At 63.6% G+C, this 12,197-nt stretch carries 9 protein-coding genes; 3 read left to right on the forward strand and 6 right to left on the reverse strand.

Features of this window, described 5'->3' with window-relative positions; all coding sequences use genetic code 11:
- The 3 genes from DBIPINDM_RS39805 to DBIPINDM_RS39815 form a co-directional block, all read right to left on the reverse strand.
- Entirely contained in the window at positions 1-1,389 is a 1,389-nt protein-coding gene (locus tag DBIPINDM_RS39805; RefSeq protein WP_258584486.1) for a M16 family metallopeptidase, read from the reverse strand.
- A gap of 202 nt (positions 1,390-1,591) precedes the next feature.
- Positions 1,592-2,146: a 16S rRNA (guanine(966)-N(2))-methyltransferase RsmD gene (gene rsmD, locus DBIPINDM_RS39810; protein ID WP_258584487.1), complete on the reverse strand. Its 555-nt coding sequence runs from the start codon at positions 2,144-2,146 to the stop codon at positions 1,592-1,594.
- A complete protein-coding gene (locus tag DBIPINDM_RS39815; RefSeq protein ID WP_258584488.1) occupies positions 2,143-4,236 on the reverse strand; it encodes a pseudouridine synthase in 2,094 nt (697 codons plus the stop codon). Before DBIPINDM_RS39815 ends, rsmD begins: the two co-directional genes overlap by 4 nt.
- A 180-nt stretch (positions 4,237-4,416) precedes the next feature.
- Here DBIPINDM_RS39815 and DBIPINDM_RS39820 point away from each other — a divergent pair, with 180 nt between their 5' ends.
- Complete coding sequence (locus tag DBIPINDM_RS39820; RefSeq protein WP_258584489.1) at positions 4,417-4,866, forward strand: nucleoside deaminase; 450 nt, start codon at positions 4,417-4,419, stop codon at positions 4,864-4,866.
- 165 nt (positions 4,867-5,031) lie between these two features.
- Here DBIPINDM_RS39820 and DBIPINDM_RS39825 read toward each other — a convergent pair whose 3' ends face one another.
- On the reverse strand, positions 5,032-5,709 hold the full coding sequence (locus DBIPINDM_RS39825; protein WP_258584490.1) for a hypothetical protein: 678 nt from the start codon (positions 5,707-5,709) through the stop codon (positions 5,032-5,034).
- Between the two features lie 290 nt (positions 5,710-5,999).
- Between DBIPINDM_RS39825 and DBIPINDM_RS39830 the strand changes: the two genes are divergently transcribed.
- The gene (locus tag DBIPINDM_RS39830; RefSeq protein WP_258584491.1) at positions 6,000-7,196 is read left to right on the forward strand and encodes an IS256 family transposase; all 1,197 of its coding nucleotides are present in this window, start codon (positions 6,000-6,002) and stop codon (positions 7,194-7,196) included.
- 192 nt (positions 7,197-7,388) lie between these two features.
- Here DBIPINDM_RS39830 and ileS read toward each other — a convergent pair whose 3' ends face one another.
- Positions 7,389-10,352 (reverse strand): isoleucine--tRNA ligase, encoded by a 2,964-nt coding sequence (ileS, locus tag DBIPINDM_RS39835; RefSeq protein ID WP_258584492.1) that lies wholly within the window; start codon positions 10,350-10,352, stop codon positions 7,389-7,391.
- Positions 10,353-10,640: 288 nt separating this feature from the next.
- The gene (locus tag DBIPINDM_RS39840; protein ID WP_258584493.1) at positions 10,641-11,453 is read right to left on the reverse strand and encodes a MipA/OmpV family protein; all 813 of its coding nucleotides are present in this window, start codon (positions 11,451-11,453) and stop codon (positions 10,641-10,643) included.
- Positions 11,454-11,641: 188 nt separating this feature from the next.
- Between DBIPINDM_RS39840 and DBIPINDM_RS39845 the strand changes: the two genes are divergently transcribed.
- Positions 11,642-12,196, forward strand: coding sequence for an HdeD family acid-resistance protein (locus DBIPINDM_RS39845; protein ID WP_258584494.1), 555 nt, complete (start codon positions 11,642-11,644; stop codon positions 12,194-12,196).
- Position 12,197: the final 1 nt, after the last annotated feature.

Below are 12,197 nucleotides of genomic sequence, written 5' to 3' on the forward strand. Positions count from 1 at the left end.
TCAATTCCCCGCCTGTTGCTGCGGCAAGAGATAGCCTGACGTCGAGCGGGCCAGCACCAGATAGCGCGCGGCGGCGGTCTTGACCTCGTCCGCCGTGACCTTGCGGATGCGGTCCGGCCATTGCTGGACATCCTGCACATTGCCGCCTGTAGCCAGCGTCGAGCCATAGATTTCGGCCATGGAGTCCTGCTTGTCGCGGGCAAAGACCATCGACCTGATATAGCGGTCCTTGGCCTTTTCGAGCTCATCGGATGTCACGCCGCCGCTGGCGATGCGCGCCACCTCGGCATCGACCGCGGCCTCGACGTCGGCAAGCTTGGCGTCGCCGCGCGGCGCGCCATAGACGGTGAAATTGGTGTCGTCGAGCATGGTGCCCTGGAAATAGGCGCCGGCGCTGGAAGCGATGCCTTGCTGGACGACCAGCGCCTGGTAGAGCCGGCTGCGGTTGCCGCCGCCGAGGATTTCGGCCAGCAGGTCGAGCGCTTCCGCCTCGCCAGGCTTTGCGGTGTGATAGGACGGCACCACCCATTGCGTCGAGAAACTCGGCACGCTGACGCGGGCGTCGGTGAGCGTGACGGTGCGCTTGGTGTTCTGCTCCGGCTCGACCGGGCGGATGCGGGGCGGCAGGTCCGGCCCGCGCGCCACCTTGCCATAGGTCTTCTGCGCTAGCGCCTTGACCGTATCCGGTTCGACATCGCCGGCCACGATCAGCACGGCGTTGTTGGGCCGGTAGTATTTGTCATAGAAGGCGGTGGCATCGATGCGGTTCAGCTGCTCCATCTCCTGCATCCAGCCGATGACCGGAATGCGGTAGGGCTGGTTCTGCCACAGCGTCGCATCGACTTCCTCGTCGAGCACCGCCTGCGGGTTGTTGTCGATGCGCGAGCGGCGCTCCTCGAGGATGACATCGCGCTCGGTCTTGATGACGTCGTCGGTGAGGATGAGGTTGCGCATGCGGTCGGCTTCAAAACTCATCATCAACTCGAGCGCCGAGGGCGCCACCGTCTCGTGGAAAGCGGTGTAGTCGTAGGAGGTGAAGGCGTTGTTGGAGCCGCCAATGTCGGAGACGGCGCGGTCGAACTCGCCGGCTGCGTGATGGGTCGTCGCCTTGAACATCAGATGCTCGAAGAAATGGGCGATGCCGGATTTGCCCGGCGGCTCGTCGGCGCTGCCGATCTTGTACCAGACCATATGGGTGACGATCGGCGCGCGGTGGTCGGGAATGACGACCACTTCCATGCCGTTGTCGAGCAGGAAATCCGTCACCTTGAACTCGGCTGGCTTGGTGTTGACCGGCACGGCGCCATCTGCCAGCGCGGAGCCAGTGAGCGTGAAGGCCAGCGACGTTGCCAGCAGTGTTCCGCGCAGCCATTCAGCCTGAAATGTCATCAATGGCTCCGGTTCGTAGAGCAGTTCACCGTTTCACGGAAACGCTGAACTGCTCTATCTCTTTGTTCTGACGCAATTCCGGACGGAAAACCGCATAACACTTTTCCTGGAATTGCTTGGGTACAACGATAGGGCAAGGTGCTGGCGACAAGCAAAGTGAATTGTTGTTGCCGGCAAAGGCGGCGGCAAAGAGGCCGGCGGATCAAGCGACCTCGATGAAGCGGATGATGGTTTCGCCATAGTTGCGTTCATCCAGCACGGAAAAGCCGGGGCCAGGCTCGAAGGGCGCCGCCGCCGTCTCCTCGACCACGCAGAGCGCGCCGGGCCGCAGCCAGCCGCCGGCTTTCGCTGACTGCAAGGCACGCTCGCCAAGGCCCTTGCCATAGGGTGGGTCGGCGAAGATGAGGCCGAACGGCGCCAGCGTGCCCGCCTCGCCGAGGCCGGTGGCGTCACGGCGAAAAATCTTGGTGCGGCCGGTCAGGCCGAAGGCCTCGACATTGTCGCGGATCAGGCCTCGGCCTTCGGCCGATTCCTCGATGAAAACGCCATAGGAAGCGCCGCGCGACAGCGCCTCCAGACCGAGCGCCCCTGTGCCGGCGAACAGGTCGAGCACGCGCGCGCCGTCCAGCTGTTCGGCAAAGCGATGCGCCAGCACGTTGAAGACGGCCTCGCGGGTGCGGTCGGTCGTTGGACGGATGGCGCTGCTGCGGGGCGTCGCCAATGGACGCCCGCGAAACTCACCGCCGACGATTCTCATCTTGTCCGGGGGCCCTTGGGGCCGCCACGCGGCCGTTCACCGCCACCGGCCGGACGCTCGCCACGCGGCTTGCCGAACGGCTTTGCGCCGCCTGGTTTGCCACCGGGTTTGCCATAGGACGGCTTGAACGAGGCCTTGCGCGCTTTGGCATCCGCCGCCTTGGCGGCGTCGGCTTCCGCCCTGCCCTTGCCGATCGGCCGGGCACCTGGCGCCATCCAGACATTGGCCTTGCGCTGGCCGGGCGGCTCGATCGGCCGCTGCTCGCGCTCGGTTTTCTTTCCGCCAAAACCGCCACGCGGCTTGTCGCCGAAGCCGCCGCGCGGCTTGTCGCCAAAACTACCGCGGGGCTTGTCGCCAAAGCCGCCACGTTCGGGCCTAGGGCCGCGTTCGCCAAAGCTCTTTTCCGGCCTCTCGCCTCTGTCGGGACTAGTCGACAGCTTGCCCAATGCCTCGTCGCGGCTGCCTTCGCGGCGCTTGCGGTTCTTGATCAACCCGCCCTCGCCGATCGGCCGGCGCTCACCATCGCGGGTGAATTTCGGCCGTTCGGGTTCCGGCTCGCGAACTTCAGTGCGCCGCACCGGCTTGTTGGAAAACGGCTTGGTGACCTCGGCGTCGAAATTGGCGCCGGATTCTTCGACCAGACGCTCGCCAAGCTGGTCACGCAGCACCCGGCCCTTGATCTCCAGCACGTGCCCCTCGGCGAGGTCGTCGAGTTGGAACGGGCCGTAGGAGATGCGGATCAGCCGTGTCACATCGAGGCCGAGCGAGCCAAGGATGTTCCTCACTTCGCGGTTCTTGCCTTCGCGCAGGCCGATCGTCAGCCAGGCGTTGGTGCCTTGCTCACGGTCGAGCGTGGCCTCGATGGCGCCGTAAAAGACGCCGTCAACGGCAATGCCTTCGCGCAGGCCGGCGAGCGCGCTTTCCTCGACCTTGCCGTGGACGCGCACGCGGTAACGGCGCAGCCAGCCGGTGGCCGGCAGTTCGAGCACGCGCGACAGGCCGCCATCATTGGTCAGCAGCAGCAGACCTTCGGTGTTGATGTCGAGCCGGCCGATGGTCATCAGCCGCGGCAGTTCGGCCGGCAGCACGTCGAAGACGGTCTTGCGGCCCTCGGGATCGCGGTTGGTGGTGACGACGCCGGCCGGCTTGTGGAACAGGAACAGGCGCGTGCGTTCGATCGGCGGGATTTCCATGCCGTCGAGATGGATGATGTCGCCCGGCATGACGTTGAAGGCCGGTGAAGTCAAAGCGCGGCCGTTGACCTTGACGCGGCCGGCGGCGATCAATTCCTCGGCGTCGCGGCGCGAGGCAAGCCCGGCGCGCGCCAGCCGCTTGGCGATGCGTTCGCCGGCTTCTTCCGTTGCCTCGGTGGAACGCGGGCGCGGCTTGAAACCGCCGCCCGATGCGCCCTGAGGCCGATCACTGAAATCACGCTTGGGTCTGTCACTGCCGAAGTCGCGCTTGGGCCGGTCCGCGAAATCACGGTTGGGACGGTCGAAGCGCTTTTCGCCACCCTCCGCCGAAGCAGCAACCGGACGGTCGCCACGCGGTGCATAGGGTTTGCGCGGTCCTTCGCGCTTCTCATACGGCTTGCGCTCGCCTTCCGCTGCCATCGGACGGTCGCCACGTGGCGCATAGGGTTTGCGCGGTCCTTCGCGCTTCTCATACGGCTTGCGCTCGCCTTCCGCTGCCATCGGGCGGTCGCCACGCGGCGCATAGGGCTTGCGCGGCCCTTCGCGTTTTTCATATGGCTTGCGCTCGCCTTCCGCAGCCATCGGGCGATCGCCACGCGGCGCATAGGGTTTGCGCGGCCCTTCGCGTTTCTCGTAGGGCTTGCGTTCGCCTTCGGCGGCCACTGGGCGGTCGCTGCGCGGTGCGTAGGGCTTGCGCGGGCCTTTGCTGAAGGGCTTGTCGCCGCCCTTGAAGTCGCGTTTCGGCCGCTCACCTTCGGCGGCCATCGGCCGGTCGCCGCGAGGGGCATAAGGCTTCTTCGCGCCGAAGGACGGCTTGCCGCCCCTCTCGCCTCGCGGAGCCGCAGGTTTCTTGCCCGGGCCTTTTTGGCGCGGAGATTTCTTGTCGTTGTCGTCCATGTGGCCTTTGTCCGTTTGCGCTGCTACAGCGTGGCGCATCCTTTCGGGCGCGCAACGAACGCTGTAGCACTTTGATTTGGCGCATGATCTTTTCCGAAAATCGAGTCCGATTTTCGGGTTGATGCGCTCAATAACAGGATCACGCCTGAGTGGCGAGGAGATAATCGGAATGGAAACCGCTTGAAGCGGCCTGATTTCATGACATTGGCGCTAAAGGAGGCCGAAGCGGCAGCCTTGCGTGGCGAAGTGCCGGTCGGCGCCGTCATCGCCACGGGCAACACAGTCGTTGCAAAAGCCGGCAACCGCACCCGCGAGCTTGCCGATCCAACGGCGCATGCCGAGATGCTGGTCATCCGCGAAGCCTGCGGGAAACTCTCGAGCGAGCGGCTCACTGGCCACGATCTCTATGTGACGCTGGAACCTTGCGCCATGTGCGCCGGCGCCATTTCCTTCGCCAGGCTGCGCCGTCTCTACTTCGGCGCCGCCGACGAAAAGGGCGGTGCGGTGGTCAATGGCGTGCGCTTCTTCGCCTCGCCGACCTGCCACCATACGCCCGACATCTATCCGGGCATGGGCGAGACCGAAGCGGCCCTGCTGCTGAAGGAATTTTTCAGGGAACGGCGCGACTGAACCGCGCCATGCCCTCCGAAAAGGGCAGCGTGGCCGTTCTTAGAGAAGTTCACCGTTTCTCCGAAACGGCGGGCTGCTCTAACTCTTTGTTTTGACGCAATTCCCCAAGGAAAACGCTACGCGCCTTTCCCGGGAAAACCGTTTCACACTTTTCCTGGAATTGCTTTACAGCGACGGCAACCAGTCGAACCAGCCGCTCTTCTTGCCTTCCGCCTCTTTCTTCAGGCGGCGTTCCTTCTTGTACTCGTCCTCGCCGAGTACGTTCTGCGGCGCTGTGTCGGACGCGACACGGTAGGCCAACGGCGGCTCGCTCAGATATTTGCGAGTGTTGGGGTCGCCCTGCTTGGAGTCCGCAAGACGGCGCTGAATTTCGGCGGCGCGGCCCTTGTCGGAGTCCGCGGGGGTCCACGCCGGCGGGTGACTGGAACCTGAATCCGCCATCGCCTTCTTGACCGAGGCCGGATCGGTCTGCACATCGTCGACGATCTCTGACTGATAGCTCGGATCATTCTGGTGGGCGGTGGCGTCGGCGCGCAGCCGCGCGCGACGCTGCTCGGGCGATTCGGGCCACTCGGCGCTTGCCGACTGGATGCTGTCCTGCGGTGCAGGCAGCGCTTCCTTCTGTCCGGGAGCGGGCTTCACCAAGGTGGGGCGCGGCTTGTAGTCGATCGGGTCCTTGCGCTTGGGCGCGAAGGAAACGGCGCCGGTGAGATCGCCGACCAACTGTTCGCTGGCGGTCTTGTCTGTTCCGTAAGTCGGAGAGCCCATGCAGCCGGACAAAGCGAGGCCCGATGCGACAAGCGGCGCCAGCAGCGCAAGGCGCGCATTATATCTCTCGGTCATGCCAAAAAGTCCCACTCTAGACAGCCTCTCGATCGCCACCGGTCTTATGACCGATCCCCATCGTCCAAGCACTTGCGACGGAAATCCGGCGACAATTTGTCTTCCGGAGTTTCGCGTGTTTACCTCAACCACTCGTTAAGGGCAACGCACGGGCGGATTTGCACCGCCCGGCGTGGCATTTGTGCACTATTGGGTAGTGTGCTGAGAGTTCTGCAAATTCGCTGAGAGAGGGGCGGTCATGGCAGGCTGGTGATTGTTCACGTCACCGATTCCCGCGAAGGAACGCCACCATGACCAAGATTGAAAGTAAGACCGCCAGCGCCTCCGTCAAAGACATTCTGCTTTCGAACCCGGACGGACTTCACGAAGTGATCCGTGCGGTGATGCAGGAGGTGCTCGAGGCCGAGATGGATGAGGCGCTGAGTGCTTCGAAGGGCGAACGCACGCCCGAGCGGCTTGGCTATCGCTCGGGTTACTATGGCCGCACCCTTGTGACGCGCGTCGGCAAGCTTGAGCTGCGGGTTCCGCAGGACCGCTCGGGGCGCTTCTCGACCGAGTTGTTTGAGCGCTATCAGCGTTCGGAACGGGCTTTGGTGGCGACGCTGGCCGAGATGTATGTGCAGGGCGTGTCGACCCGCAAGGTGAAGGCGATCACCGAAGAGCTGTGCGGCCATGCTTTCTCGGCCTCGTCGATCTCGGCCATCAACAAGCGGCTGGACGAGAGCCTCGCTGCCTTTGCCAGGCGTCCCCTTCAAGAGCCGTTTGCTTACCTCATCCTCGATGCGCGCTACGAGAAAGTGCGTGAAGCCGGCGTCGTCATGAGCCAGGCGGTGCTGATCGCGGTCGGCATCGACTGGGACGGCCGGCGCCAGATCCTGGCTGTGGAGATGGCCAATCGCGAGAGCCGTTCGGCCTGGAAAGACTTTCTCGTCTCACTGAAGGCGCGCGGCCTCAAGGGCGTCGAATTGGTCGTGTCCGACGATCACGCCGGCCTGGTGGCGGCGATCGGCGAGGTGATCCCGGAAGCCGCCCGGCAACGCTGCTACGTGCACTTCCTCAGGAACGCGCTCGATCATCTGCCGCGCAAGCACGGCGATGACTGCCTGCAGGAGCTGCGCTGGCTCTACGACCGACGCGATCTCGCCGAGGCCAGGGCCGATCTCGCCGCATGGCTTGCCAAATGGTCACCTCGCTATCCGCGCCTGACAGGCTGGGCCGAAGATGCCATCGAACAAACTCTGACCTTCTTCAGGCTGCCGAGACAGCACCACAAGCATCTCAAGTCCACCAACATGCTCGAGCGCCTCAACGAGGAAATCCGCCGGCGCACCTATGTCGTACGCATCTTCCCCAACGCCGAAAGCTGCCTGCGCCTTGTCAGGGCCTTGGCTGTCGAGACCAACGAAAACTGGATGGAGGCCAACCGCTACATCAACATGGACGACCTGCGCGAGCACAAAAAGCTCGCTCTACGCCAAGCCGCATGACCAGCACTATGGCCGCCCCTTTTTGCAGAACTTGACGCACACAACCCACTATTGATCGGGTGCATGTCGTTTTCCCAAAACCGCGGCACACTTTTGGGCGACATGCACTATTGATCGGGTGCATGTCGTTTTCCCAAAACCGCGGCACACCCTCGGGTCAGGCCCGAGGGCATGCTTTTGGGCGACATGCACCTAAAGCCGGCCGAGCGCCTTCAGTTCGTGCAGCACGGCGGCATCGCGCGCCGAGACATCGGGAAACGCGGGATCCTGCCCGACATCGGCCGTGTAGCGCCAGGAACGCGCGCATTTGACCAGGCCGCGGTCCTCGGCCTTCTCGACCACCACGGCGACGCCCTTGACGTCGTCGAGCGTGAAGGCTGATCCCGGCGCCTGGCCATGGGCAATGACAAGATCGCTGGTGATCGCCATCTCGGCCATGTCGACGTCCGATATCGCCGCCTCGAGCGCTGCGTCGTTGATGGTGACGACCGGCACCGCCTCCAGCGAGGAGCCGATCACCTTCTGGGCACGCGCGATCTCGAGCGCGCCGGTGACGACGCGGCGCACCTGCCGCACCTTGCGCCATTTCTCCGCCAGCGCCTCGTTCTTCCAGTCCGCCGGGATCTCAGGGAACTGGTCGAGATGCACCGACACGGCATCGGGATGCCGGTCGAGCCAGGCCTCTTCCATGGTGAAGGGCAGCATTGGCGCCAGCCATTTCACCAGGCACTCGAAGAGATGGCGCACCACTTGCACCGAGGCCTTGCGCTTCAGGCTCGACGGCGCGTCGCAGTAGAGCGCGTCTTTGCGGATGTCGAAATAGAAGGCCGACAGCTCGACGACCATGAAATCGAGAAGCGTGCGGGTGATGCGCTTGAACTCGAAGGCGTCGTAGCCAGAGCGCACGACTTCATCCAGTTCGGCCAGCCGATGCAGCATCAGCCGCTCCAGCTCCGGCATCGCTTCCAGCGGCACGGTCTCGCCATCGTCATGGGCGAGTGTGCCCAGCATCCAGCGGATGGTGTTGCGCAGCTTGCGGTAAGCGTCGATATTGGTCTGCAGCACGTTCTTGCCGAGCCGCTGGTCTTCCCAATAGTCCGTCGTCACCACCCACAGGCGCAGGATGTCGGCGCCGGACTGCTTGATGACGTCCTGCGGCACGACGGTGTTGCCGAGCGATTTCGACATCTTGCGCCCGTCCTCGTCCATGGTGAAACCATGGGTGACGACGGTGTCGTAAGGCGCCCTGCCCCTGGTGCCGCAGCTTTCGAGCAGCGAGGAGTGGAACCAGCCGCGATGCTGGTCGGACCCTTCGAGATAGACGTCGGCCGGCCATTTCAGGTCAGGACGGTCCTCCAGCGTGAAGACATGCGTCGAGCCCGAATCGAACCAGACGTCGAGGATGTCCATGACCTGCTTCCACCGGGACGCATCGTGATTGCCGAGGAAACGCTCCTTGGCGTTCGCCGCGAACCAGGCATCGGCACCTTCTTCCTCGAAGGCATCCATGATGCGCTGGTTGACCGCCTCGTCCTTCAAGACCTTGCCATCCTCGTCGGCGAAGACGGCGATCGGCACGCCCCAGGCGCGCTGGCGCGACAGCACCCAGTCGGGGCGTTCCTCGATCATCGCGCGAATGCGGTTCTGGCCCGCAGCCGGCACGAAGCGCGTGTCGTCGATGGCCTTGAGCGCGCGGCTGCGCAGCGTCGTGCCGTCGCCGAGGTCCTTGTCCATGTAGACGAACCATTGCGGCGTGTTGCGGAAGATGACCGGCTTCTTCGATCGCCAGGAATGCGGATAACTGTGCTTGAGGCGGCCACGCGCGAACAACGCGTTGCGCTTGATCAGCTCGTCGATGACGGCCTGGTTGGCGTTGCCTTTCTTGCCGTTGTCATCGATGACGCGCGCGGCTCCACCCTCACGGTCGGGGCCAAAGCCCGGTGCATCCTTGGTCAGGAAGCCGGCATCGTCGACAGTGAAGGGAATGGCCGCATCGATGCCGCGCGCGCGCAGATCCGCCGCCGCATCCGTCCAGGCATCGAAGTCCTCCCGGCCATGGCCGGGAGCGGTGTGGACGAAACCGGTGCCCGCGTCATCGGTGACGTGGTCGCCAGCGAGCATCGGCACCGGAAACTCGTAGCCGCCGCCGAGGCCCTTGAAGGGGTGCGAAAGCGTAAGGCTTCCAAGCTCTTGCGCTGAAACACTGCGAAGGCGATTCAAGGTCACCTTGGCCTTCGCCGAAGAATCTTCAGCCAATGCATCGGCGAAGATCAGCTTTTCGCCCGGCTGTGGGCCAAAAGCATTCTCGGCAGCCGTAACCTCGTAGAGGCCATAGCTGATACGCGGCGAATAGTTGACGGCGCGGTTGCCAGGGATCGTCCAGGGAGTCGTCGTCCAGATGACGACATGCGCCTGCAGCAGATCGAGCGCGCCCTCCGTCAGTTTGGCCTCACCGTCATCGATCGGGCGGACCAGGCTGGCGACGGGGAACTTCACCCAGATCGTATCCGACTCGTAATCCTGATACTCGATCTCGGCCTCGGCCAGCGCGGTGCGCTCGACGACGCTCCACATCACCGGCTTCGAGCCGCGATAGAGCTGGCCCGACATAGCGAATTTCAGCAATTCGCCGGCGATGCGCGACTCGGCATGGAATGCCATCGTCGTATAGGGATTCTTGAAGTCGCCGACGACGCCGAGCCGCTGGAACTCGCCGCCCTGCACCGTGATCCAGTGCGCGGCGAACTCACGGCATTCCTTGCGGAATTCGTTGACCGGCACCTCGTCCTTGTTCTTGCCCTTGGCGCGGTACTGCTCCTCGATCTTCCATTCGATCGGCAGGCCGTGGCAGTCCCAGCCGGGCACATAGTTCGAATCATAGCCGCGCATCTGGAACGAGCGGGTGATGACATCCTTGAGGATCTTGTTCAGCGCATGGCCGATATGGATGTTGCCGTTTGCGTAGGGCGGGCCGTCATGCAGTACGTATTTCGTGCGGCCAGCGGCACTCTCGCGCAGCTTGCGGTAGAGGTCCATGTCCTGCCAGCGCTTGACCAGCACCGGCTCCTTCTCGGGCAAGCCGGCGCGCATCGGGAAATCCGTCTGCGGCAGGTAAAGCGTCTTCGAATAGTCGATCGTTTCAACAGTGTCGGTCATTGATCTGCCATCTGCGTAGCCCGTCGGTACAAAGCCCGGGGCGTTGAAGTCTTTGATTGACGCATATCGTTTTCCCAAAACCGGACCCACTTTTGGGCGATATGCGTCGATGTTCTGGAAAAAGCGCGAGGGCGCGCGCGAAACTCCCGGCGGCTCCGGCGGCGCTCAGGCCACCCGGAACACCGGGCCAGTAATTCGTATCGCGATCGCGAAAAGGCGCGAAAAGCTCATCATCGCGTGGCTTTTAGCGGAGATGGACGCAGGAATAAAGCGTCTCGTTCGATTCGCTTACATCTTGAAGTCGAAGCGATAGGTGGTCGACACACCGACCATGAACTGATTGCGGTCACCGCGCTCCCTGACCAGACTGGAATCGGCCGCCGGACCCTCCAGGCGCGAATATTCGCCGAACAGGCTGGCTGTCATCGGATCGGTCACCTTCCAGGTCACCGCGCCGCCGAGGCCGACGGATTTCAGGCCGCCACCGGGATTGTATTGGCTCAGACCCGAGGCCACGGCTTCCTGCGCATTGACGCCATAATAGGCGTCGAAATAGTTGGCCGAGGCAAAGGACACGCGCGGGCCACCCGAAATCCTGACGGTTGGCGTCACATCATAGAAGGCGTCGGCGGCGATATCGGCGACAAAGCCATTATGGGCACGGATGCCATGCCGCAATTCGGCACGCGCGCGTAGCCAGTCGGTCGGATAGAATTCGAAGAAGCCGCCGACTTCGCCGCCCCAGCGCACCGGATCGAGGCCCTTGAGTTCGTCGGCATTGCTGTCATCGCGTGAGAACAGGAACTTGCCGGTCAGGCCGGCGCGAACGCCGCCATCGTCGACCAGCGCCAGCGAAATGTTGTCGTTGCGCGAGGTGAAGCGCGCCTGGGGGCCGGCCTTGCCCAAGGATATGATGGGCTGGGCGCTAAGCATGTATTTCTTGCCGCCCTCGAAATTCGGCGCGACCAGGCCTGTGGCGCCAACCGTCAGATACCAGTCGCCGGACAGCCAGCCGAAAGCGCCATCGCCGGCCTCGGCCGCGCCTGACGTGGCCAGCATTACGGTAGCCAAGGCTGCAGAAATCTTCACGACCGGACTCATGGCCACTCCACTAACACGATACAACTGTCCTTCGGTGACAGCTTTGACGAGGCTTTGGTAAAATTTGATTTAAGGCCGAGACATCCGCCTCGCATTGCCTGCACCATCGGACCCGCCATCGGCTGGACGCGGACCGGCACCGGGGGTAACTTCGCTGCATGCTGGCGGTCCTCAATGGAGGTGGCGACATGACCTTGCACGGCGACACACTGAAGAACGCGATCGGCCAGACGCGGGACAAGTGGGGATGGTTTGTCGGTCTGGGCGTGTTGTTGCTGATCCTCGGCGGCATTGCCTTCGGCAATCTGTTCATCGCCACGGTGGCTTCCGTCTATGTCGTCGGCTGGCTGATGCTGGTGGCCGGCATCATCGAGATCATGCATGCTTTCGGCGTCAAGACCTGGGGCCGCTTCTTCTACTGGCTGCTCAGCGGACTGCTCTACGCGGTCGCCGGATTTTTCGCTTTCGACAATCCGCTGCTGGCCTCGGCGGTGCTGACCTTCCTGCTGGCCGTTGCGCTCGTCGCTTCCGGCGCGCTGCGGGCCTGGGTCGGCTACAGCCATCGTCCGGAAAGCGGCTGGGGCTGGATCGTCGCGGCGGGTCTTATCAGCGTGCTTGCGGGCCTGATCATCGCCATGGGCTGGCCGGTCAACAGCCTGTGGGTGCTCGGATTGTTCCTGGCGATCGACCTGATCTTCCAGGGCTGGACCTTCATCGCCGTCGGCCTGGCGCTGAAAAAGTAAG

It is taken from the genome of Mesorhizobium sp. AR02, assembly GCF_024746835.1.
Classification (GTDB): domain Bacteria; phylum Pseudomonadota; class Alphaproteobacteria; order Rhizobiales; family Rhizobiaceae; genus Mesorhizobium.